Source organism: Rhizobium sp. 05N430, assembly GCF_056396985.1.
Map to the genome: position 1 here is coordinate 59,406 of NZ_JBFTMO010000009.1, position 21,509 is coordinate 80,914.

The following is a 21,509-nucleotide window of genomic DNA, read 5'->3' on the forward strand; positions in this document are numbered from 1 at the left end:
GTTCAGGCTTCGGCCAGTTCCAACAATGCCTTCGCCGCGCTCTCGTCGGTGATCAGCGTATTGCAGCCGATCCGCTTGATCGTGGCGCGGATGGCGGTGGCGCGGTGCGCGCCACCGGAGGAGAGTACTATGTGCTTTGCCTTTTTCAGCGTGTCGAGATCGACCGACATGACGCGGCTGTTGATCGAGTGATCGACGGTGTTTCCATCCTTGTCGAGGAAGTTGAACATCGTGTCGCAGACGCAGCCGGCGTCGATAAGCTCCTGCAGCTCGGCCTTCGAAATCCATCCCTCGGAGAGCGACGTCGAATGCGGGCCGATATCGCCGCAGGAAACGATCGCCAGGTCGAGGTTCTCTGCGAGCCGGTAGATCGAGTCCAGGCCGCATCTATCGATCAGGTTGCGTTTGGTCTCGATGGAATCGACCAGCAGCGGCGCCAGGAACATGTAGCACTCGGCGCCGAGCTGACTCGCCAGGCGCCAGGTGTAGTCAATGGGATTGGTCTGGTGCACGGCAACGACGCCACCGAGCAGCGAGACGACCTTGCAATTGTCGCGCCGTGGCGAGCGGAAGCTCGATAGCGAGGCGGTCATCGTCCGCCCCCAGCCGACGCCGATCGTGTAATTGTCGGGGATCGCTTCGGAGAGAAACTGGCCGAGCGCCAGGCCGACGCTTTTCGCCAGTGCGTTGACGTCGCTGTTTGCCGGGGAGGGCACGACGATTGCCTCGTCGAGGCCGTAAGCGCGCTCGAGCTTGACTGAAAGCTCGACGCAGTCGCCGATCGAATCGTTGATCCAGATCTGCACTTCGCTGCGTTTCATCGCTTCGTCGAGAAGGCGGATGACGGTGGTGCGGCTGATGCCGAGCTGCTCGGCAACGTCCTTTTGCGTGAGACCTTGATTATAGTAGAGCCACGCCGCCCTGAGCCTCAGCGACGAAGCTTCGGAATAGGCGGTGTGCGTGCCGCGCTTCAGCTTGACCACATCTTCTCCGTCGAGAATTTCACCCTAATTGCTTGCAGCAAGCGAAAGGCGCTCGGGCATCGCATTGTTCCCGCCGATAATGACGGGTGTGACACTTATGTCAATTGAAATGCACAAATGTCCTTGACTTTCGATGAACGGAATTGCGATATTATCCGCGACAGACGTCGTTCTTGTCCGTCCGAGGAGGACAGTGTGCGGGCATACGGAAAGTCAGGACCGGCCTTGGTGCCGCAGGCATTGCCTGCGCCGAATTATCGCGCCATTCTTTCGGCTCCGGCCCGGAACATTGCCGATGCAACTCCCGTTAGCGCAACAGCCGTGACGGAGCCGCGCTTTTTCGCCTGCAACACGAACGTCAGCATTCCGCAGATCACCTCTTTTCCGGGCGAAGGTCGCGCCGGTTCGCAGCTCAGTCACAAAGGATTTTGACCATGACATCCAAGCTTGACCAACTCCGCGAGATAACCACGGTGGTTGCCGATACCGGCGACATCGAGGCGGTGGCGCGCCTGAAGCCGGTCGATTGCACGACCAACCCGAGCATCGTACTGAAGGCACTCGGCACGCCGATGTTTGCCGATGCGATCAAGGAAGGCGTTGCCTGGGGCAAGAAGCAGGGCGGCAATGCCGAGGCTGTTTCGGCCGCCGTTGCCGATCGCCTGGCGATCTCCGTTGGTGCCGCGCTCTCGAAGCTGGTGCCTGGCCGCGTCTCGACGGAAGTCGATGCCGACCTTTCCTTCGACACCAAGGCTTCGATCGACAAGGCTCACAGCATCATCGCTGGCTACAAGGAACGCGGCATCGAGAAGGACCGCATCCTGATCAAGCTCGCATCCACCTGGGAAGGCATCCGCGCTGCCGAAGTGCTGCAGAAGGAAGGCATCGACTGCAACCTGACGCTGCTCTTCTCGAAGGCACAGGCCGTCGCCTGCGCCGACGCCAAGGTATTCCTGATCTCGCCCTTCGTCGGCCGCATTCTCGACTGGTACAAGAAGTCGACGGGCAAGGACTACACGCCTGAGGAAGATCCGGGCGTGGTCTCCGTTCGCGATATCTACAACTACTACAAGGCCAATGACATCAAGACGATCGTCATGGGTGCCTCGTTCCGCAGCGCCGGTGAAATCGAAGCGCTGGCCGGTTGCGACCGCCTGACGATTGCGCCGAACCTGCTCGATGAACTGTCGAACGACCAGGGCAAGCTCGAGCGCAAGCTGTCGCCGGAGACGGTGAAGCCGGCTGCGAAGATCAGCGTCGATGAAAAGACGTTCCGCTGGATGATGAACGAAGATGCGATGGCGACCGAAAAGCTCGCCGAAGGCATCCGCGCGTTCGCCAAGGATCTCGGCACGCTGCGCGGCATGGTGCAGAAGGAGCTGCAGCTCGCCGCTGCCTAAGGCCTTTACACAAGTCCTTGAAAAGGCCCGGACGCCGATGGTGTCCGGGCCTTTTTCATGTTTCATATCAGCAGCTGAGACGGGAGAAGCGGAATGGCAGGCGGGAAGCGCTCTGGGTTTATGACCTACGCAATCAGGCATGGCAGTTTCATCATCGCCTTCGCTGCCGGGTTTGCCGTCTTCCTGCTGCTGACGTCCCGCGATGTGAATGCCAAGAATGTGTTGGTCGGCTGGAATGTGACGGCGATCGTCTTCATCGCCATCAGCTGGCGCAAGATGCTGCGGGCGACCGTTTCGGATATCCGCCGCCGCTCCGAAGATCTCGATTTTTCCGATACGTTCGTGCTGTTCCTGTCGATCGCCGCCGCAGTTGCGAGCATTGCCGGTATCGGTCTCGAGCTGCATTCGGTGAAGGACGCGCCAGCCGATGTGGCGCTGGAACGCGCGATGGCGGCGATCGTCACCATCCTGATTTCCTGGGTTTTCCTGCACACGCTTTTCACCATCCACTATGCCCACCGCTTCTACGGCGGGCGGGGCAAGGCTGAAGGTCTGGTTTTCCCCGATAAGATAGAGGAGCCCATCTATTGGGACTTCCTCTATTTCTCCTTCACCATCGGTGTCGCCGCGCAGACGGCCGATATCGGCCTGTCGTCGCGCACCATGCGCAAGATCGCGCTGCTGCATGCCGTGCTGTCGTTTCTCTTCAACACGACGATCCTGGCGCTGGCGATCAATGTCGGGGCGAGCCTGCTCTGAGGCTCGCCGCTTTTTGCGCTAGAGGATCGCCTGTCCTGCCATCAGTGCAAGGACGAGGAAGATCAGGAAGATCACCAGCGCGATACCGAAGAGGACGCGCGCGATCGTCGCGGTCGCAGCGGATATGCCCGAGAAGCCGAAGAAGCCGGCGATCAGCGAAATGACGAAAAATATGAGAGCCCACTTAAGCATGGAGGTTTCCTCTGTGTTGGACGCAGAAGAAGACGCGGAAGACAGCAATTTGTTCCCGTCGCATAATAAAATCGATTGAAATAACAGGCGATTTTCCAATCTGCCGTCATCGGCCGGTCGCAGGGCTTTTCAACCGGGCCTTGATCTGTTTCAAACTTTTTCCAGGAAGAGCCCCCAATTCCTAAGGGTCACGATCTGCCGCGTATCTGCGCTGCAGGCGCGCTGAAGGCGTGGGGATTTTCTCATCGATTTGCCCCATCGACGAAAGTGCCTTGATGTCCTCCTTCTTTGATCCCGCCGTCATTTCCATCTATCTCGAAGTCATCATGATCAACATCATCCTCTCCGGGGATAATGTGATTGTCATCGGCATGGCGGCGGCCGGTCTGGCGCCCGAGCTGCGCGGCAAGGCGATCGTCGCAGGCATTGCCGCGGCTGCAGTGATCCGCATCGTCTTCGCCATCATCGCCGCCGAACTGCTCGTCATCAAGGGGATCAACCTGACCGGCGGCTTCCTGCTGCTCTGGATCTGCTGGACGATGTTCAAGGAACTTCGGGAGGCGAGCGAAGAAGAGGGTGGCGATGACGCGGCCGGGCATCATGCGCACAAGCCGAAGCTTCTGCGTCAGGCGATCGGGCAGATCATCTTCGCCGATCTCTCGATGTCGCTCGATAACGTTCTGGCGGTGGCGGGTGCCGCGAAATCGAACATGACGGCGCTGGTTTTCGGCCTCATTCTCTCGGTCGTTCTCATGGGCGTCGCCTCGAATTTCGTCGCCAAGCTGCTCAGCCGCTTCCGCTGGATCGGCTGGATCGGTCTTGCCATCATCGTCTATGTGGCGCTCGACATGATCTGGGAAGGCGGCTGGGAGCTATGGGCGCTCTATGGTGCCCAGGTGGTCACCTAAGACTTCAGGCCTGAAAGCAGGGCGATCAGCTGCGCCTGCCGTTGAGTGCCCGTCTTGGCGAGTACGCGTTTGACGTAGCCGCGCGCCGTTTCATATTGCAGTCCGCAAATGGTGGCGATCTCCCGCGGCGAGGAGCCGTCAAGCAGCAGTTTTGCCACCGTGGCTTCCTGCGGTGTGAGTGCAAAGGTGCTGCGCAGCAGCTCAATGCTCGGCCCCTCGCGTTCGGCGAGGTCGGTGATCAGGACGACAACGCTGGAATGGGCAAAGAGGTCTGCGGCGAGGCCCTGAAGCTTCTGGACGCGGGCGACCAGCGGCGGCTTTCCGGTTCGGGATATGCGGACAGAGGGAAGATCGATGAACAGCGCACCATCGGCCGCCGACAGGACCTGCCGCTGCAGCTGCGCCGCCTCGCTCTGTTTTACCGAGAAGAACTCGCCGCCTGCGACGCGGACTTCGTCATCGAGTAGCTTTTCGGCCCGGCTGTTGAGATAGGTAATCCGTCCTTTGCGGTCGAAGAAGATTGCTGCGGCGGCAGTGAGGTCGAAGGCGTCTCCCATGCCGCCGACCTTTGCCGCATCGAGGGTCCGGACGATCTCCGCGGCGGCAGAGAGCCGTGATTGCATGGCGAGCAGTAGCGGTTCATCAGAGCGGTCGAAAGGCGTGTCGTTCATGCCCCGCTGCAGATTGATGCTGAGGGTGCTGCCCCTGATTTCGAAGAGGACCATTGCGGAATAGCGCAGGCCGAAGCGCGCCAGGAAGTCGGTATAAAAGGCCTGGCGCTCGAAATCGGCGCTGTTTGCGATGTCGTGCTCGATCACCACACCCTTGCTGAGGCCGATCGGCAGGCCGCGCTCGCGAAAGTCGCGCTTGTACCAGCCTTCGGCGAAATAGACGTCGAAGGCCTCCAGGAAATTGGGGGTGGTGAGCACGCCAGCTTCGAACTTTCCGCGCACCGGCATGATGTGCGCGCCCGCCGAACCGGTCGCGCGGCTGATCGCCTCCAGCGTGCCGGCCCAAGTCTCCGGCATCAATGCGGAATCCATCAAGCCGGCAAGTGCGCGCTCGAGTTCTGCAATATTAATTACCGATGCCATTGAAACTTATCAGCCTTCATAGCCCCCCGCGGCCATTGCCAAGGCTTTGCTCAAATATGGAGCAGATGTTCGTTCAACGCAATATTGAAATATATCAACAAAAAGACCGCCGTAGTTGTTCACGGCGGCCTCGTATCACAAATATGTTATTGCAATAACCCCTTCGGGTTATTTCAGCCGTGGTTGATCATTACGTGGCGGACCGCCGTGTAGTCTTCCAGAGCATATACCGACATGTCCTTGCCGTAGCCGGATTGCTTGACGCCGCCATGCGGCATCTCGTTGACCAGCATGAAATGCGTGTTGATCCAGGTGCAGCCATACTGCAGGCGGGCTGCCGTCTTCATGCCGCGGCCGATATCCTTGGTCCAGACGGAAGAGGCCAGGCCGTAGTCGCTGTCATTCGCCCAGGTGACGGCATCCTCGACATCGGTGAAGCGGGTAACGGAGACAACCGGGCCGAAGACTTCGCGGCGGACGATTTCATCGTCCTGCGTCGCGCCGGCAATGACCGTCGGGGTGAAGAAGAAGCCCTTGTCGCCGGAGGCCTTGCCACCGGTGGTGACTTCCATGTGCTTGTGCTCGGAGGCCCGGGCGACGAAGCTTTCGACGCGGTCGCGCTGGCGCTTGGAGATCAGCGGGCCGATCTCGTTTTCCGTGTCGTCGGCCTGATTGAACTTGATTGAGGAGACGGCGGAGGAGAGGTCGGCGACGAATTTGTCGTAGACCTTAGCGTCGGCATAGATACGGCAGGCGGCGGTGCAGTCCTGACCGGCATTGTAATAGCCGAAGGTACGGATGCCGGCGACGACGGCGTCGATATCGGCGTCGTCGAAGACGATGACGGGCGCCTTGCCGCCAAGTTCCAGATGGGTGCGCTTGACGGTCTTGGCGGCGGCCTGCAACACTTTCTTGCCGGTGGCGACATCGCCGGTGATCGACACCATGCCGATCTTCGGATGGTTGATCAGCGCGTTGCCGACGCTCTCGCCGCGGCCGAGGATGACGTTGACGACGCCTTCGGGCAGGATTTCGGAGAGCAGCTTGGCCATCTTCAGCGCGGTCAGCGGCGTCTGTTCGGAGGGCTTGAAGACGACGGTGTTGCCGCCGGCGATCGCCGGTGCCAGCTTCCAGGCCATCATCATCAGCGGATAGTTCCAGGGCGCGATCGAACCGACGATGCCGATCGGATCGCGGCGGATCATCGAGGTATGACCGGGCAGGTACTCGCCGGCGGCCGGGGCATGCAGATTGCGCACGGCGCCTGCGAAGAAGCGGTAGCAATCGACGATGCCCGGGATTTCATCATTGAGCACGGCGTTGATCGGCTTGCCGCAGTTCAGCGCTTCCAGCGCTGCAAAACCTTGCGCGTCCCGCTCGATCGCGTCGGCGATCTTCAGGAGATAGGAGGAGCGTTCGCCGGGCGTCGTCTGCGACCAGCTCTTGAAGGCCTTTTCGGCGGAATCGACGGCGGCATCGACCTGGCCGAGCGACGCTTCCGGCAGATCCAGCACCTTTTCGCCCGTCTTCGGGTTCAAGACGTGTTCTTCCGTTTCCGTGCCCGCTTCGAAGCGCGAGCCGATCAGCATTTGGGTGTCCATGATGTTCTCCCTTTTGTTCAGCGAGCGGATGGGGGCATCCCACTCTGGTTATTTTCCGGCGCCGGCAATCTGGTCGCCGTCGCGGGTGAGGTAATAGGCTGCGAGGATCGGCAGGAAGGTAACCAGCACGACGACCATTGCGACCACGTTGGTGACGGGGCGCTGGCGCGGGCGGATCAGCTCTTCCAGCATCCAGATCGGCAGCGTCGATTGCTGGCCGCCGGTGAAGGTGGTGACGATGACTTCGTCGAAAGACAGCGCGAAGGCGAGCATGCCGCCGGCCAAGAGCGCCGTGCCGATATTCGGCAGCACGACATGGCGGAAGGTCTGGAAGCCATCTGCACCGAGGTCCATCGAGGCCTCGATCAGCGAGCCCGACGTGCGGCGGAAACGGGCGACGGCGTTGTTATAGACGACGACGACGCAGAAGGTGGCGTGGCCGAGCACGATCGTCCAGACCGAGAACGGGATATCGAACAGGCTGAAGGCCGAGCGCAGCGCGATGCCGGTGATGATGCCGGGCAGGGCAATCGGCAGGATGACGAGCAGCGAGATCGCTTCGCGGCCGAAGAATTTCGTCTGGCTGACGGCGGCGGCGCAGAGCGTGCCGAGCACCAGAGCGATCGCGGTGGCGATGCAGGCGACCTGAACGGACAGCCCCAATGCCGACCAGACGTCCGGCCGGTTCCAGGCAATGCCGAACCACTGCAGGGTCAGGCCTGGCGGTGGCCACTGGTAGCTCTTTTCTTCCGTCGTGAAGGCATAGACGAAGATCAGCAGAATCGGCAGATGTAGGAAGAGCAGCCCGCCTGCAGCGGCGATCTTCAGGGTCAGAGGGGATCGTTGTCCGCGATCAGAGCGCATCGAAAGCTCCCTGTTTTTTGGCAAGCCAGAGATAGATGGCCATGATGACGATCGGCACGACGGAGAAGGCGGCGGCGAGCGGGACGTTTCCGGCCGTGCCCTGGTGCGTATAGACCGCCTGGCCGATGAAAAGACGCGAGGAGCCGATGATCTGCGGGATGATGTAGTCGCCGAGCGTCAGCGAGAAGGTGAAGATAGAACCGGCGACGATGCCCGGCAGCGCGAGCGGGAAGAGCACGGTGCGGAAGGTCTGGCGCGGGGTGGCGCCGAGATCCGAAGAGGCCTCGATCAGGTTGCCGGGCACGCGCTCGAGGGCGGCCTGCGTCGGCAGGATCATGTAGGGCAGCCAGATATAGACGAAGACGATGAAGGTGCCGAGGTAGCTGACGGAGAGCGAATTGCCGCCGATAACGGGCAGGTTCAGGATGCCGTCGAGCAGCCAGGAGAGATAGAGCTTGTCGAAGAACCAGGTGAGGATGCCTTCCTTGGCGAGGATGAGCTTCCAGGCGTAGATCTTCACCAGATAGCTCGACCAGAGCGGCAGCATGATGCCGAGATAGAAGAGCGCTTTCCATTTTCCCTGCGCGTAACGCGCCGCATAATAGGCGATCGGGAAGGCGATGAAGGCGGAGGCGATGGTGACAAGAGCCGCCATGACCACCGTGCGGACGATGATGTCGAAATTGGTCGGGTTCAGCAGCTGCGCATAGGTGGACAGCGTGAACTCGTAGCTAATCATCCCCGAGAAATCGTCGATCGAGAAGAAGCTCTGCAGCAAAAGGGCGATCAGTGAGCCGATATAGATGATGCCAAGCCAGAGCAGCGGCGGTGTCAGCATCAGGAACAGCAGCAGTTTCGGGTGCCGCCAGAAGGCATCGGAAAGGCTGCCGAAGAAGCCGCCTCGGCCGGGCAGGATCGACGTGTCCTTGCCTGTCATCGCAATGGCGCTCATGCCGCGTCATCCATGTAGTGGACGTCGTCCGGCTGCCAGCCGAGGCGGACGCTGGAGCCAACGTCGGGCACATCGGCGCCGGCGGGCAACATCACATGCAGGCGGGTGCCGCGGATATCAACAGTCAACCGGGTTGCGGCGCCGAGGAAACTGGCATTCTCGACCCTTGCCTCTGCGCCATCGCCGAGGCGGATTGCCTCGGGGCGAAGGCTCGCCCAGCGTTTCTCGCCGCCGAGAGAGGCCATGAATTCCGGGGCGATGACGTTCGATGAGCCGACAAAATCGGCGACGAACCGCGTCTTCGGACGGCGGTAGATATCGTGCGGCGTGCCTTCCTGAACGATGCCGCCATCGTTGAAGACGGCAACACGGTCGGCCATGGACAGCGCCTCGCCCTGATCGTGGGTGACGAAGACGAAGGTGATGCCGAGGGCGCGCTGCAGGCTCTTCAGCTCTTCCTGCATCTGCTCGCGGAGTTTGAGATCGAGCGCGCCGAGCGGCTCGTCGAGGAGCAGTACCTTCGGTTTGTTGACGAGGGCACGCGCCAGCGCCACGCGCTGGCGCTGACCGCCGGAGAGCTGGCCGGGACGGCGGGCGCCGTAGCCGGGGAGCTTGACCAGTTCCAGCGCCTTTTCGGCTTCCCGCAGGCGCTCGGCCTTGCCGACGCCCTTGACCATCAGGCCGTAGGCGACGTTGTCGAGAATGTTCAGGTGCGGAAAGAGCGCGTAGTCCTGGAAGACGGTGTTGACGTTGCGCCGGTATGGCGGCACGCCTTCGGCAGTCTCGCCGAAAATCTGGATATGCCCGCTGGTCGGCTGCTCGAAGCCGGCGATCAGCCGGAGGCAGGTGGTCTTGCCGGAGCCGGAGGGGCCAAGCATGGCGAAGAACTCGCCTGGCGCGATCTCGAGATCGACGCTGTCGACGGCGCGGACCTGGCCGAAGTGACGCGAGACCTTCTGGAAACGGACGGCGGGTGTCATGTGGGGGAAAGCTCCTCGCAATTTATAAGATGGCGGTCGACGGAGAGACGGTTCTGCCGTGGGGCTCACCCCCTCTGTCCTGCCGGACATCTCCCCCACAAGGGGGGAGATCGACCTGTCGCTTGCGCCTCGCTAAAACGGTGGGCGCAGAGCGAGCGGCTCCGCCCAGCCAATCTCCCCACCTGTGGGGGAGATGCCCGGCAGGGCAGAGGGGGGCGCTGCGAGCGCCGAGGTTAGCGTTTACCGCCCGCCGATCACGCCGACATAGTCGGAGACCCAACGATGGTACGGCACGCATTCGCTCTGCGTCGTGCACTTGGCCACCGGGGTCTTCCAGAACTTGATCTTGTCGAAATGGTCGAAGCCGTTGGTGGCGCAACCGGTGTCGGTCATCAGCTCGTTGCCCTTGCAGGCGGCGGGTACCGAGGGAACGGCGCCGAACCAGGCGGCGGCGTCGCCCTGAACCTTGGCGGACAGCGAGTGTTCCATCCACATGTAGGCGCAATTCGGATGCTCGGCGTCGGCATGCAGCATCGTCGTATCGGCCCAGCCGGTGACGCCTTCCTCGGGGAAGGTCGAGGCGATCTTCTGCTTGTCGGCCTGCATCAGGTTGACCTGGAACGGCCAAGAACCGGAAGCGACAACACCTTCGTTCTTGAAGTCGTCGATCTGGATCATCGCATCATGCCAGTAGCGCGAAACGAGCTTGCGCTGGCCGCGTAGCAGGTCGAGAGCTGCCTTATACTGGTCTTCGTTGAGTTCGTAAGGATCCTTGATGCCGAGCTCCGGCTTGTGGGCCATGAGATACATGGCGGCATCGGCGATATAGATCGCGCCGTCATAGGCCTGGACGCGGCCCTTGTTGGATTTGCCGTCCGGCAGGGTTTCTTCCTCGAAGACCACCTTCCAGCTCGTCGGCGCCTTATCCTTGAAGGCGTCGGTGTTGTACATCAGCACGTTCGGTCCCCAGAGGTAGGGAACGCCGTAATGCACGCCGCCGACCGTGTACCACGGACCCTGCTGCAGGCGCGGATCGACATTCTTGAAGCTCGGGATCAGATCGGTGTTGATCGGCTGGACGCGCTTGCCGGCGATGAGGCGAAGCGAAGCGTCGCCGGAGGCGGTGACGAGGTCGAAGCCGCCTTCGTTCATCAGCGAGACCATTTCGTCCGACGTTGCGGCGGTCTTTACGGTGACCTTGCAGCCGGTGTCCTTTTCGAAGCCGGTGACCCAGTCGTAATTCTTGTCGGTTTCGCCCCGCTCGATATAGCCGGCCCAGGCAACGATGCTGACAGCACCTTCACCCTTGCCCAATGTCTTCAGCGGTTCTGCGGCAATAACCTGCGTTGCGAAACTCAGGCACGCGAGTGCGGCCGTGCAGGATTTCAAGAGATTCGTCATCGTCTGTCTCCCGGTTTGAGCCGCTTGTTGCGGCATTTTGTTCCCGGTTGAAAAGTTGCGATGAAAAATCCGCTTTCGCAAATTCATTTATCAGAAAGGTGATATCGGAAATTCCGATAGATCAGGAGCGTATGCGGCCGGAGCGCATGCTTTCGGCGATGCCGACGAAATCGCGCGCTGCCTGCGGCAGGCTCGATCCCTTCCGCCAGACCATGCCGACCTGCACCACGGGCAGAGAACCCGAGACATCGCGGCTCTCGATACGGTCGCCTTCCAGCGACCAGGGCCGGTAGACGAGGTCGGGCAGCAGCGCGACACCGGCGCCGGTCGCAACCAGGCTTCGTACCGCTTCGACGGAGCGTGTGCGGAAGGCGACGTGCGGGCGGGCGCCGAGCGCCGAGAGCAGCTTGCCGGTATTCTCCTCGATTTCATCGACCGTCAGCATGATGAGTGGTTCGCGGGCGATATCGGCGACGGAGATGATGTCGGCGGAGACGAGCGGATGGCCCATCGGCAGCCAGAGGCGGTAGGGCGAGGTCTCAAGAATTTCCGCCTGAAGCGCCATGCGGTCGCGCAGATTGGAGATCACCATGACCGCCACATCGAGCTCGCCGCCGACCAGGAGATGCTCGAGATAACCGCCGTTGTCCTCGATGGCGCTGACATCGACGCCCGGGCAGGCGCGGCGATAACGGGCCAGGAGATCGGAGAGCACATAGCCGGCAACAAGCGATGTGACGCCGATATTCAGCGTTCCCGAGAGCGCACTTTGCTGTCCGGAAAAGCTGGTGCGGGCATCCGAGACCGTTGCCAGGATTTTCGTCGCATGGCGGAGAAACTGATGGCCATTATGCGTGATAGTCAGTCCACGCGGGTGGCGATCGAAGAGCGTGACGCCGAGATCCGTTTCCAGCTCTTTCAGGGCTTCGGTGACCGACGATTGCGAGATCGAAAGGTTCTGCGCCGCGCGCGTCACCGAACCCTGTTCGGCAACGGCGACAAAATATTGGAGCTGACGAAGCGTGAAGGCCATGCGGCTTTAGAGCATGCCGAAATACAGCCTGACAAGTCTGTGAATATCCGGACCTTTTTTGGTGTTTTATTCTCACCGATGCGTTTTTACTGATGCCACTTAAGCATTCCGAAACGTCGTTTCACTAGCTTTCCGAACATGTATCGAGTTGGAGTCTTGTCGATGGCGGAGCAGTTGGCGTGAAGGCCTTACTGCGCATATTCCGGCCTTCCCGGAAGCTGGCAATCGTTATCGGCGGCATGGCGCTTTTCGCGGGCGCTTCCGGCGGCGCAGCGCTTTATATTGGCAAGGACAAGATTCTCGGCCCTCCGGCAGAGGAGGTCAACGGCGTTTCCTGCACCGACGTCACGTTGGTGACGATCAAGAAACAGGACCATGTCTGGCTCCGCAAATACATCAAGACCGAACCGACCGATGGCGTGACGCGTGTCCGCACCGCGCTTCGCGTGGCGCAGGCACTCTATAACGACAGCAAGCCCGATCTGGTGCAGGTCGTGGTGCTGGATCAGAACGGCCCGACCGTGCGTTCGGATATCCGCGGCCGGGCGATCGGCGCCGATGTCGTCTATATTCCGCATCCGGAAAAGATGATCGAGGGTATCGACGACAAGCCGTTCACGGCGCGCTACTACGACGGCCAGGCAAGTGCCAACGGGCTGTTCTTCGGCGAGCGCGTCGATCTTCCCGAAACCGAAATCCAGGCGCTGAACGCCTCGTTTAACGAGCATTCCGATTGCATCGACCCGACCGCTGTCGCCTCGACCGAAGGCGGAGAAGGTGGCGGCAAGAAGGGTGGCAAGGGTCAGAAGGCCAAGGGCGGCGAGGGCGAGGGCGAAGCACCCGCGGCCGAGGGCAAGGAAGGCGAAGCGCCAGCAGCCGAAGGTGGCGGCGAAGGCGGCGAGGCCGCGCCTGCCAAAAGCGGGCACTGAGATTTTCAACAGTTTAGCCGGTGACGGCAAAGAAAAAGCGGAGCGTCCTTTTGGGCGCTCCGCTTTTGTCGTTTAGGATGGCTGTTCTCAGTCTGCCTTGGCGCGGCGGGCCGGGAAGAGAATGACGTCGCGGATCGATGGTGCGTTGGTGAGCAGCATGATCAGGCGGTCGATACCGATGCCGAGGCCACCTGCGGGCGGCATGCCCTGGTCGATGGCGTCGAGGAATTCGTCGTCCAGCTGCTTTTCCTTTTCGCCGCGGGCGTGCGCCTGCTCCAGCTGCTCGACCATGCGGCGGCGCTGTTCTTCGGGATCGTTCAGTTCCGAGAAAGCATTGCCCAGTTCCCAAGCGTTGCAATAGGTCTCGAAGCGTTCGACGAGGCGCGGTTCGCCCGGCACTTCCTTGGCGAAGGGCGAGATGTCCTTCGGGAAGTGAGTGACATGGCTCGGCTGGATCAGCGTGGCCTCGACCTTTTCTTCGAAGATGAAGGCCAGGCATTCGCCCCAGGTCCAATCCTTCTCGACTTCGAAACCGGCGGCCTTGGCGGCAGCGCGGGCTTCTTCGTCGGTCTTCATCGCCAGGAAGTCGATGCCGGTGACTTCCTTGACGGCATCCGGCATCGGCACGCGCTTGAACGGACCCTTGAAGGACAGCGTCTTGTCGCCGAACGGGAATTCGGTCGAGCCGTGGATCTGCAGTGCGAGCGTTTCGAACAGCCGCTCGACGAGGTCCATGATGTCCTCGTAGTCGGCATAGGCCCAGTAGCACTCCATCATTGTGAATTCAGGATTGTGCCGGGTGGAAACGCCTTCGTTGCGGAAGTTGCGGTTGATCTCGAAGACCTTGTCGGTCAGGCCCGAAACCAGCGTACGCTTTAGAAACAGTTCCGGCGCAATGCGCAGGTACATGTCGAGCTTCAGCGTGTTGTGATGCGTCTTGAACGGCTCGGCGGTGGCGCCGCCATAGACCGAATGCAGCATCGGCGTCTCGATTTCCATGAAGCCGTCATTTTCCATGAAGCGGCGCACGCCCGAAACGATCTTCGAGCGCTGCTGGAAGCGGAGCTTGGACTCTTCGTTGGTCATGATGTCGAGATGGCGCTTGCGATAGCGGATCTCGATGTCGGAAATGCCGTGCCACTTCTCCGGCATGGGGAGAAGCGACTTGGTCAGCATGGTGATTTCGCGGGCGTTGATCGACAGTTCGCCGCGCTTGGTGCGGCGCACGGTGCCGGTGACACCGATGATGTCGCCCATATCGATCATCGCCAGCATGTTGCGAGCTTCTTCCGGCGTCACATCCTTGTGGCTGAAGATCTGGATCTTTCCGCCGGCGTCATGGATATCCATGAACATGCCGGAGTTGCGCGAGGAATAGACACGGCCGGCGACGGTGACGACATCCTGCGTCTCGACGTCGGATTCCAGATCCTTGTACTTTTCCGACAGCTCGGCGTTGGTCATCGTCCGGTGGAAATGCGCCGGATAGACGTCGCCGATCTGCTCGCGCAGCAGCTTGAGCTTCTGGGCGCGCACTTCAGTGGCGTCGGAGGAAAGGGTCGCTGTTTCGGTCTTTTCGGTCATGGTGCAAATGTCCGGTTCAGTTCTTCGGGCCGACGAGAGAGGCGACTGCCTGGGATGCGAGCTTGAGGCGCTGGCGCACGACCGAGCGGCCGAGGATCGCCATGGAATCGAAGAGCGGCAGCGAGCGCGACGAGCCGGAGACGGCAACGAAGAGCGGGGCTACGACGACCTTCAGCTTCTTGCCCATGCGGTCGGCGATGGCGCGCAGTTCGGCTTCGATCGTCTCGACATTCCATTCGAGGATCTTTTCCAGATCCGGCTGAACGGTGTTGAGGATCTCGAGGATCTCTTCCGGCGGCGACTTGATCTTGGCGAAGGCCGAGGGATCGAGGCCGAGATCGGACTTCAGGAGGAAGCCTGCCAGCTCCGGCAGTTCGCCGAGCTTGGAAATGCGCGACTGAGACAAGCGCAGACCGGCCTTCAGGCGGTCGTTCTCCATCGCCCAGGTCAGGACGCGGGCCTGGAATTCCTCTTCCGACATCTTCTCGCGGATCCAGCGGCCGTTCAGCCAGTCGAGCTTCTGGATGTCGAAGATGGCGCCGGCCTTGGAAAGGTTCTCCGGGTCGAACTTGGCAGCGAGCTCCTCGATATCGAGCAGCTCCTCGCCTTCGGCGATCTGCACGAAGAACAGGCCGAGGAAGTTCATCAGCGCTTCCGGGATATAGCCGAGAGCGGAGTAATAGGAAATCGACGTCGGGTTCTTGCGCTTCGACAGCTTCGACTTGTCGGCATTGCGCATCAGCGACAGGTGCATGAAGACAGGCGCTTCCCAGCCGAAATAGCGGTAGAGCAGGATGTGCTTCGGCACCGAGGCCAGCCACTCTTCGCCGCGGGCGACGTGGGTGATCTTCATCAGATGGTCGTCGATGACGTTTGCCATGTGATAGGTCGGCATGCCGTCGCCCTTGATGAGCACCTGCATGTCGACGCTGTCCCACGGGATCGAGACGTCGCCGTACACGCCGTCGTTGAAGTCGCAGGAGCCCTCAGCAGGGATCTTCATGCGGATCACCGAGCTTTCGCCTGCAGCCATCTTGGCGCTGACTTCTTCGGCCGAGTATTTCAGGCAGAGACCGTCATATTTCGGCGCCTTGCCGGCGGCGCGCTGGGCTTCGCGCATCTGCTCCAGACGCTCGGGGGTGCAGAAACAGCGGAAGGCATGGCCCTTGTCGAGCAGTTCCTGGCCGTAGGGCGTGTACATGCCCTTGCGGTCGGACTGGCGGTAGGGGCCGTAGGGGCCGCCGACATCCGGGCCTTCCGACCATTCGAGACCGCACCACTTCAGCGCGTCCAGCACCTTCTGCTCGAACTCCGGGGTCGAGCGGGTGGCATCGGTATCTTCGATGCGCAGGATGAACTCGCCGCCGTTCTTCTTGGCGAAGAGATAGTTGAAGAGTGCAATATATGCGGTGCCGACATGCGGCTCGCCGGTCGGCGAGGGAGCAATGCGGACGCGGACGCCGGAAGCTGTCATTTGTTTTGTGCCCGTCAAATGAATGCCGACGGCTTTTGCTGTGAAAAGCGGCGTGCGGCAGGAAGAATGCAGATAACTGGATCAGGAAACCGGCCGGATAAGGGCAAGTTGCGCACTTCGCCCGGCGATTGTCCGTTTGGCTGGCCTTAAGGCCATATTCGACCGCTGACGTCAAGAAAAATGGGCGCTTCGGCTCATTGCAGCGGCCAGACATAGAGCAGCATGGGAACGCTGACGAGGATGATGATGAAGGAAAGCGGCAGGCCGAGACGGGGGTAATCGCTGAAGCGGTAGCCGCCTGGACCAAAGACCAGCGTGTTGCACTGGTGGCCGATCGGAGTGAGGAAATCACAGCCGGCGCCGATTGCCACCGCCATCAGGAAGGCTTCAGGCTTGTAGCCGAGCGTCTGGGCAAAGCTGGCGGCAATCGGCGCCATGACCAGCACGGTGGCGGCGTTGTTGAGGAAGGGCGTCACCGCCATCGCGGTTATCAGGATGAGCGCCAGCGCGCCGAATGGCGGCATCTGGGCGGCGAAGTGGCCGAGCCAGCCGGCAATCAGCTCGCTGCCGCCGGTGGTGCGCAGCGAGTCCGAGACCGGGATCAGGGCGGCCAGCATGATCAGGATCGGTCCGTCGAATGCTTTGTAGACATCGGCAAGCGGGATGACACGGAAGACGACCATGGCCAATGCGGCGCAGAAGAAGGCAGTTGCAACCGGTGCCAGGCCGGCGGCTGTGGCGCCCATGGCCGCCGCCAGGATCAGCAGCGGCACATAGGCGCGGCGCTGGGTGCCGAGCAGGATATCGCGCTGGGCAAGCGGCAGGCAGGCGAACTCCTGAAGGAAGGCCGGAAGGCTCTTGCGGCTGCCCTGGAGGACGAGGACATCGCCCGATTTCAGCGTGACCTCGCTCAGCCGCTCGGTGAGACGATGACCCTGGCGGCTGACGGCCAGCAGATTGATGCGCCGGCGGTTGAACAGTGATAGCTGGCGCGCCGACCAGCCGATGAGGGTCGATTCCGACGACACGACGGCTTCGATCGAGGTGACGTCGCCTTCTTCCTTCGCTGCGGGTATCTGCTTGCCCGACAATTTGAGCTTGGCGTTGGAAACGACGCGGTCGAGTGCCTCCGGGCCGCCTTCGAGCAGGATGGTGTCGCCCAGTTTCAGCGTCACATCGGGAAAGGGCGACAGGCGGGAATGTCCCCGCAGGATGGCCGTCGCCACCACCTCGCCATCGCCGAGCTGGAGGATATCGCGGAGCTTCTTGCCGTCGAAGCCGGATTCGTCGACGACGGTGGCTTCCGAGAAATAGGTCTTCAAACCCAGCGCCTCTTCCAGCGACGGGTTCTCGTTTTCCCGCTCCGGGACAAGCCAGTGAAAGAAGATCAGGAAGAGCACGCCGACGACGGCCAGTGTCGCGCCGACGGGGGTGAAGTCGAACATCGTGAAGGATGTGCCGGTGATTTCCTCCCGCAGCCGCGAGACGACGATGTTCGGCGAGGTGCCGATCTGCGTCATCAGGCCGCCGAGCAGGGCCGCAAAACTCATCGGCATCAGATAGAGCGAGGGCGATTTCCCTGTCTTCTTCGAGAACTGGAAGGCGACCGGGATCATGATCGCCAATGCGCCGATATTCTTGATGAAAGCGGAGAGCACGGCGACAACGATCAACAGCAGCGCCAGCTGCGTATGCAGCGAATTGAGGTTCGGGAAGAAGCGTTTGATGGCGCTGTCGACGATGCCGGAGCGGGCGACGCCTGCGCTCACCACCAGGGCGCTGCCGACGATGATGACGATGTCATCGCTGAACCCCGAGAAGGCCTTGTCGAAGGGGACGATGCCGACACAGATCGCCAGCACCAGCGCGCAGCAGGCGACAAGATCATAACGGAAGCGGTCCCAGATGAAGACGGCCATCATCAGGCCAATGACGCCGAAGGCGAGAATCTGCGGGGTGGTCATGCTGCTCCAGAGGCTGGAATTCCGAACGCGAAGAAGCTCCGCGACAGGAGTAACTGTAACGCCGCCTGCGCTTATCAATCCCGCCCGTGCATCATTGCTGCAGTTCGGCGAGCGCCCGGCGAAGCGGCGCGTCGGAAATCTGGATCATGCCGGCAAAGGGGATATCCATATCGAGCACGAGGTAGATCGACGCGGAAATCAGAAAGGCAGCAATCAGGAACATCGACAGCACGATGATATTCTTGGGCGCCCGGAACCCGAAACTCGCGAAGATCAGCGTCAGCCAGGCCATCAGCATGAAGACCAGCGGCATCGGAATGACGCCTTCCGACTGCTCGACGATCACCCATCGCCGCTCGACGATGGTCTTGTATTGTTGCCGGGCGTCGGTCCAGAGCGCCATGTGATTGGGATCGGTCGGGTTCATGACGGCAATGTTGTTGCCGATGGCGTTCAGCGCCATTTCCGATTTGCGGTCGCTCTGGAGTACCGGATCCACGAGGCGCATTGGGCTGGCCAGGGCCTGCTCGACATAGTGGATCAGGCTGGCGCGGGTATCGTCGGCTTCCAGGCCATAGGTTCGCAAGGTGCGGTCGAGCAGGATGATTTCGGTGGCGAAGGAATGGACGCTGTCGTCGATGCCGGCAAATGTGTTCTTCGAGGAATTGATCATCAGGCCGAAGACCAGCGAGGTCATGACGACGAAGATGTTGGCGACGAGGCGGACAACTGTATTGGTTTCTTCTTCGCGGTGGCGCGCCGGCAGCCGCGGATAGGCGACCATGGTGCCGATCGAGGCGATAGTCAGGCAGACGAACACTGATCCCGCGACAACGATCTCACGCACCCGAGATTTCCCCTCTCTTCTCTCCGTGGGGCACGTTAGCGCATGCGGAGGATTTTGGCATCAGGCTGGTTCTGAAGGCTGGACAAAGCGCGGCGCGGGTATAGCTTCACCGCCCGACGTGAATGGAGACTGATATGACCGAGATCCTCGACATCGCCGTAAAACTCGCAGACGGCCGCGAGACAAGCCTCAACGAACATCGCGGCAAGGTGATGCTCGTCGTCAATGTTGCCTCGAAATGCGGGCTGACGGCACAGTATGAAGGTCTGGAAAAGCTCTACGAGGACAAGCGCGAGCGCGGCTTCGTCATTGCGGCCTTCCCGGCCAACAATTTCAAGGGTCAGGAGCCGGGAACCGATGCCGAGATCGTCGAGTTCTGCCAGCTGACCTATGACGTGAAATTCCCGATCTATTCGAAGATCTCCGTCAAGGGTGACGACAAGCATCCGCTCTATCGCCAGCTGACGGCTGCACCTTTGCCGACCACCGGCGAAGGGCCGATGCGCGAGCGGTTGCGCGGCAACGGCCTTGCAGGCGATGCTGACAGTGAAATTCTCTGGAACTTCGAGAAATTCCTGATCGGCCGCGATGGCAAGATCGTTGCGCGTTTTGCGCCCGATGTGACCGCCGACGATCAGCGGCTGGTGACGGCGATCGACAAGGAATTGTCCAAGGCCTGATTACTGCCTGCGAAAGCGGCTGCGGAAAGCGGTCGGCGCCATGCCCTCGCGGTTCTGGAAGAGCCGCGAGAAATAAAAGGCATCAACGATGCCGATCTCCCGCGCGATCGCTTCGATCGGGAGATCGGAGGTGGTCAGCAATTGTTTGGCATGGTCGATCCGCAGCCGGAGCTGGAATGCTTTCGGCGAAAGTCCGGTTGCCGCCATGAAGCGGCGGCGGAACGTTGCCGGTGACATTGCGAATTCGGCGGCGAATTTCTGCATGTCGAGATCTTCGAAGGCGCGCCCGGCAAGGGCGGAAACGGCTGCCTCGATCCTGGCGCCATTCACAGTGTCGTTTGTGGCTGAATCCACCTGCCTTGCGGCCTGGATGACGATGCGGTGAAGCGTGGCGGCGGCCGAGCTCAGCGCCAATGTGCTGCCCTCGGTGAAATCCGCGCGGAGCGCCGCAAAGAGCTGCTGCATCTCGTGCAGATTGTTGAGTGCCACATGCGGTGCCGTCTCGGAGATCAGACGCTGGCGGATCAGGCTCGAAGCGAAAGGGCCTTCGAACAGCGCCCATTGCTCCTCCCAGCTTTCGCCCTCGGCCGGGCCATAAGAATGCCGGCTGCCCGGCGTCAGCCAGAAAAGCGCCGGCGCTTCGATTGCGAGCCTGCCTGCCTGTTCGGTTTCCAGCGTGCCGTGCCCCGACTCGACAAGCACCACCGCATAGTAAGGCAAGCGTCGCTCCCGGACGTGCACGGCGATCCGCTGCCGCCCAAAGCCGGTCACCGATAAGGCGGGCGGGTTGATCGATGGCGGCGAGCGGTAGATCGCGAGCGGCGCGGATTTCATGAGCGAAAAGTCCAGCTGTGAATTCTGTCCATGGCCATCTGCGTTTCATCGCTGCAGCATTGCGGCCTGAATTCGGAGAGGAGGACGATCGAAATGTCAAGTTTGGCCATGAATGCCATGTCTGAGATGCCGGTGTTGAGAGCCGGTGGCAAGGTGCTCTCGACGGCCGGGAACAGGCTTGGCTATCTTGTTCCGACCGATCCCGCGATCGGCATCGCGGCGATCCGGGAACGCTACGAAGAGCATGGTTATGTCTGGTTGAAGCGCTTTCTCGATCCCGATGCCGTCAATGCGTTTCGAGGCTGGGTGTTCGGGCATCTGGCAGGGGCGGGGTTGATCGAGCCGGGATCGGATCCGCGTCTTGGTCTGGCGGCGGCTGCGGAGAGCGATCCGCAGCAGGCCAACCGCATCCTCATGTCGCTCGTCCGCTCCGTCGCCTATGAAGGTTTTTGCGCCCAGCCGCGGCTTGCGGCTTTCATGGACGAATTCCTGTCCGGCATTTCCTATCTGCATAAGCGCAAGATCATGCGTCACACGCTGCCTGGCAGTTCGACTACGACGCCGGCGCATTACGATCTCGTTTATCTGCGCGGCGGAACCAGCCGCATCGTCACCGCCTGGATTCCGCTCGGCGATGTTCCCGTCAATATGGGCGGGCTCGTCTATCTGCAGGGGTCGCATGCGATCGGCAGGCAGATGGAGAAGGAGTTTGCCGCCGGGAGTGCCGGGCTTTCGGCTGAAGAGCGGATCAGCGCCTATAATCGCAACATGACCGAAGGGGGCTGGGTATCGAAAGACCTTCCCGATATGGCCGAGCGCTTCGATACGCGCTGGCTGATCGCCGACTACGAGGCCGGCGATGTGATGCTGCACAGCCCCTACATGATCCATGCCTCGACGGCGAACGAAAGCCCCCGGCGGCTGATCCGTCTGTCGACCGATATCCGCTACCAGAATGTCGACGACGAGATCGATGCGCGCTGGGGCAATCACTGGAGCCTGGGCGACATGCTCTAGGACCGAATGTCCG

General features: G+C 61.2%; 21 protein-coding genes. 7 read left to right on the forward strand and 14 right to left on the reverse strand.

The features are described 5' to 3' along the window. Positions 1-2 precede the first annotated feature (2 nt). Positions 3-983, reverse strand: a complete 981-nt coding sequence (locus AC1DJO_RS18985; protein ID WP_477940812.1) for a sugar-binding transcriptional regulator — start codon at positions 981-983, stop codon at positions 3-5. Between the two features lie 117 nt (positions 984-1,100). On the opposite strand from AC1DJO_RS18985, the gene AC1DJO_RS18990 reads away from it, so the two are divergent. The 3 genes from AC1DJO_RS18990 to AC1DJO_RS19000 all read left to right on the forward strand — a co-directional run bounded on the left by AC1DJO_RS18990 (position 1,101) and on the right by AC1DJO_RS19000 (position 3,142). Further along, on the forward strand, positions 1,101-1,415 hold the full coding sequence (locus tag AC1DJO_RS18990) for a hypothetical protein (RefSeq protein WP_477972428.1): 315 nt from the start codon (positions 1,101-1,103) through the stop codon (positions 1,413-1,415). Positions 1,416-1,417: 2 nt separating this feature from the next. After that, positions 1,418-2,383, forward strand: coding sequence for a transaldolase (tal, locus tag AC1DJO_RS18995; protein ID WP_112385645.1), 966 nt, complete (start codon positions 1,418-1,420; stop codon positions 2,381-2,383). 93 nt (positions 2,384-2,476) lie between these two features. Then, complete coding sequence (locus AC1DJO_RS19000) at positions 2,477-3,142, forward strand: DUF1345 domain-containing protein (protein ID WP_310296813.1); 666 nt, start codon at positions 2,477-2,479, stop codon at positions 3,140-3,142. A gap of 18 nt (positions 3,143-3,160) precedes the next feature. Here AC1DJO_RS19000 and AC1DJO_RS19005 read toward each other — a convergent pair whose 3' ends face one another. Continuing rightward, positions 3,161-3,334 (reverse strand): DUF1328 domain-containing protein, encoded by a 174-nt coding sequence (locus AC1DJO_RS19005; RefSeq protein WP_112385643.1) that lies wholly within the window; start codon positions 3,332-3,334, stop codon positions 3,161-3,163. A 275-nt stretch (positions 3,335-3,609) separates the two neighbouring features. Here AC1DJO_RS19005 and AC1DJO_RS19010 point away from each other — a divergent pair, with 275 nt between their 5' ends. Next, positions 3,610-4,242 (forward strand): YjbE family putative metal transport protein, encoded by a 633-nt coding sequence (locus tag AC1DJO_RS19010; protein WP_477972430.1) that lies wholly within the window; start codon positions 3,610-3,612, stop codon positions 4,240-4,242. Here AC1DJO_RS19010 and AC1DJO_RS19015 read toward each other — a convergent pair. The 7 genes from AC1DJO_RS19015 to AC1DJO_RS19045 all read right to left on the reverse strand — a co-directional run bounded on the left by AC1DJO_RS19015 (position 4,239) and on the right by AC1DJO_RS19045 (position 12,167). Further along, a complete protein-coding gene (locus AC1DJO_RS19015) occupies positions 4,239-5,336 on the reverse strand; it encodes a helix-turn-helix transcriptional regulator (protein WP_310296818.1) in 1,098 nt (365 codons plus the stop codon). The two genes, AC1DJO_RS19010 and AC1DJO_RS19015, sit on opposite strands and share 4 nt — an antisense overlap. A 173-nt stretch (positions 5,337-5,509) precedes the next feature. After that, on the reverse strand, positions 5,510-6,937 hold the full coding sequence (locus AC1DJO_RS19020) for a gamma-aminobutyraldehyde dehydrogenase (protein ID WP_477972432.1): 1,428 nt from the start codon (positions 6,935-6,937) through the stop codon (positions 5,510-5,512). A gap of 48 nt (positions 6,938-6,985) precedes the next feature. Further along, positions 6,986-7,801, reverse strand: a complete 816-nt coding sequence (locus AC1DJO_RS19025; RefSeq protein ID WP_477972434.1) for an ABC transporter permease — start codon at positions 7,799-7,801, stop codon at positions 6,986-6,988. Then, positions 7,791-8,753, reverse strand: a complete 963-nt coding sequence (locus AC1DJO_RS19030) for an ABC transporter permease (RefSeq protein WP_477972436.1) — start codon at positions 8,751-8,753, stop codon at positions 7,791-7,793. Before AC1DJO_RS19030 ends, AC1DJO_RS19025 begins: the two co-directional genes overlap by 11 nt. After that, the gene (locus AC1DJO_RS19035) at positions 8,750-9,733 is read right to left on the reverse strand and encodes an ABC transporter ATP-binding protein (protein ID WP_477972438.1); all 984 of its coding nucleotides are present in this window, start codon (positions 9,731-9,733) and stop codon (positions 8,750-8,752) included. Before AC1DJO_RS19035 ends, AC1DJO_RS19030 begins: the two co-directional genes overlap by 4 nt. Positions 9,734-9,973: 240 nt before the next feature. Next, positions 9,974-11,134 carry an ABC transporter substrate-binding protein gene (locus AC1DJO_RS19040; protein ID WP_112537075.1) on the reverse strand — a complete coding sequence of 387 codons (1,161 nt, stop codon included), beginning with the start codon at positions 11,132-11,134 and terminating at the stop codon, positions 9,974-9,976. Positions 11,135-11,255: 121 nt separating this feature from the next. Beyond that, positions 11,256-12,167: a LysR family transcriptional regulator gene (locus AC1DJO_RS19045; protein ID WP_112385636.1), complete on the reverse strand. Its 912-nt coding sequence runs from the start codon at positions 12,165-12,167 to the stop codon at positions 11,256-11,258. A gap of 179 nt (positions 12,168-12,346) precedes the next feature. Here AC1DJO_RS19045 and AC1DJO_RS19050 point away from each other — a divergent pair, with 179 nt between their 5' ends. Next, the gene (locus tag AC1DJO_RS19050; RefSeq protein ID WP_477972440.1) at positions 12,347-13,096 is read left to right on the forward strand and encodes a hypothetical protein; all 750 of its coding nucleotides are present in this window, start codon (positions 12,347-12,349) and stop codon (positions 13,094-13,096) included. 87 nt (positions 13,097-13,183) lie between these two features. Here the strand turns inward: AC1DJO_RS19050 and lysS are convergent, their stop codons facing one another. The 4 genes from lysS to AC1DJO_RS19070 all read right to left on the reverse strand — a co-directional run bounded on the left by lysS (position 13,184) and on the right by AC1DJO_RS19070 (position 18,965). Next, entirely contained in the window at positions 13,184-14,680 is a 1,497-nt protein-coding gene (lysS, locus tag AC1DJO_RS19055) for a lysine--tRNA ligase (protein ID WP_477972442.1), read from the reverse strand. Positions 14,681-14,696: 16 nt separating this feature from the next. Next, positions 14,697-16,154 carry a glutamate--tRNA ligase gene (gene gltX / locus AC1DJO_RS19060; RefSeq protein ID WP_477972444.1) on the reverse strand — a complete coding sequence of 486 codons (1,458 nt, stop codon included), beginning with the start codon at positions 16,152-16,154 and terminating at the stop codon, positions 14,697-14,699. 194 nt (positions 16,155-16,348) lie between these two features. Next, a complete protein-coding gene (locus tag AC1DJO_RS19065; protein WP_477972446.1) occupies positions 16,349-18,118 on the reverse strand; it encodes an SLC13 family permease in 1,770 nt (589 codons plus the stop codon). A gap of 91 nt (positions 18,119-18,209) precedes the next feature. Further along, positions 18,210-18,965, reverse strand: coding sequence for a bestrophin-like domain (locus AC1DJO_RS19070; protein WP_162702804.1), 756 nt, complete (start codon positions 18,963-18,965; stop codon positions 18,210-18,212). Positions 18,966-19,099: 134 nt separating this feature from the next. On the opposite strand from AC1DJO_RS19070, the gene AC1DJO_RS19075 reads away from it, so the two are divergent. Further along, positions 19,100-19,645: a glutathione peroxidase gene (locus AC1DJO_RS19075; RefSeq protein ID WP_112516906.1), complete on the forward strand. Its 546-nt coding sequence runs from the start codon at positions 19,100-19,102 to the stop codon at positions 19,643-19,645. Here AC1DJO_RS19075 and AC1DJO_RS19080 read toward each other — a convergent pair whose 3' ends face one another. Then, complete coding sequence (locus AC1DJO_RS19080) at positions 19,646-20,479, reverse strand: helix-turn-helix domain-containing protein (protein WP_477972449.1); 834 nt, start codon at positions 20,477-20,479, stop codon at positions 19,646-19,648. A 93-nt stretch (positions 20,480-20,572) separates the two neighbouring features. Here AC1DJO_RS19080 and AC1DJO_RS19085 point away from each other — a divergent pair, with 93 nt between their 5' ends. Continuing rightward, complete coding sequence (locus AC1DJO_RS19085; protein ID WP_112516905.1) at positions 20,573-21,496, forward strand: phytanoyl-CoA dioxygenase family protein; 924 nt, start codon at positions 20,573-20,575, stop codon at positions 21,494-21,496. The last annotated feature ends 13 nt before the right edge of the window (positions 21,497-21,509 follow it).

Bases quoted from the DNA above. Each gene is read 5' to 3' on its own strand.
- AC1DJO_RS18990 (WP_477972428.1), top strand. From the start codon at position 1,101: ATGTCCTTGACTTTCGATGAACGGAATTGCGATATTATCCGCGACAGA.
- tal (WP_112385645.1), top strand. From the start codon at position 1,418: ATGACATCCAAGCTTGACCAACTCCGCGAGATAACCACGGTGGTTGCC.
- AC1DJO_RS19000 (WP_310296813.1), top strand. From the start codon at position 2,477: ATGGCAGGCGGGAAGCGCTCTGGGTTTATGACCTACGCAATCAGGCAT.
- AC1DJO_RS19005 (WP_112385643.1), bottom strand. From the start codon at position 3,334: ATGCTTAAGTGGGCTCTCATATTTTTCGTCATTTCGCTGATCGCCGGC.
- AC1DJO_RS19010 (WP_477972430.1), top strand. From the start codon at position 3,610: ATGTCCTCCTTCTTTGATCCCGCCGTCATTTCCATCTATCTCGAAGTC.
- AC1DJO_RS19015 (WP_310296818.1), bottom strand. From the start codon at position 5,336: ATGGCATCGGTAATTAATATTGCAGAACTCGAGCGCGCACTTGCCGGC.
- AC1DJO_RS19020 (WP_477972432.1), bottom strand. From the start codon at position 6,937: ATGGACACCCAAATGCTGATCGGCTCGCGCTTCGAAGCGGGCACGGAA.
- AC1DJO_RS19025 (WP_477972434.1), bottom strand. From the start codon at position 7,801: ATGCGCTCTGATCGCGGACAACGATCCCCTCTGACCCTGAAGATCGCC.
- AC1DJO_RS19030 (WP_477972436.1), bottom strand. From the start codon at position 8,753: ATGAGCGCCATTGCGATGACAGGCAAGGACACGTCGATCCTGCCCGGC.
- AC1DJO_RS19035 (WP_477972438.1), bottom strand. From the start codon at position 9,733: ATGACACCCGCCGTCCGTTTCCAGAAGGTCTCGCGTCACTTCGGCCAG.
- AC1DJO_RS19040 (WP_112537075.1), bottom strand. From the start codon at position 11,134: ATGACGAATCTCTTGAAATCCTGCACGGCCGCACTCGCGTGCCTGAGT.
- AC1DJO_RS19045 (WP_112385636.1), bottom strand. From the start codon at position 12,167: ATGGCCTTCACGCTTCGTCAGCTCCAATATTTTGTCGCCGTTGCCGAA.
- lysS (WP_477972442.1), bottom strand. From the start codon at position 14,680: ATGACCGAAAAGACCGAAACAGCGACCCTTTCCTCCGACGCCACTGAA.
- gltX (WP_477972444.1), bottom strand. From the start codon at position 16,154: ATGACAGCTTCCGGCGTCCGCGTCCGCATTGCTCCCTCGCCGACCGGC.
- AC1DJO_RS19065 (WP_477972446.1), bottom strand. From the start codon at position 18,118: ATGACCACCCCGCAGATTCTCGCCTTCGGCGTCATTGGCCTGATGATG.
- AC1DJO_RS19075 (WP_112516906.1), top strand. From the start codon at position 19,100: ATGACCGAGATCCTCGACATCGCCGTAAAACTCGCAGACGGCCGCGAG.
- AC1DJO_RS19080 (WP_477972449.1), bottom strand. From the start codon at position 20,479: ATGAAATCCGCGCCGCTCGCGATCTACCGCTCGCCGCCATCGATCAAC.
- AC1DJO_RS19085 (WP_112516905.1), top strand. From the start codon at position 20,573: ATGTCAAGTTTGGCCATGAATGCCATGTCTGAGATGCCGGTGTTGAGA.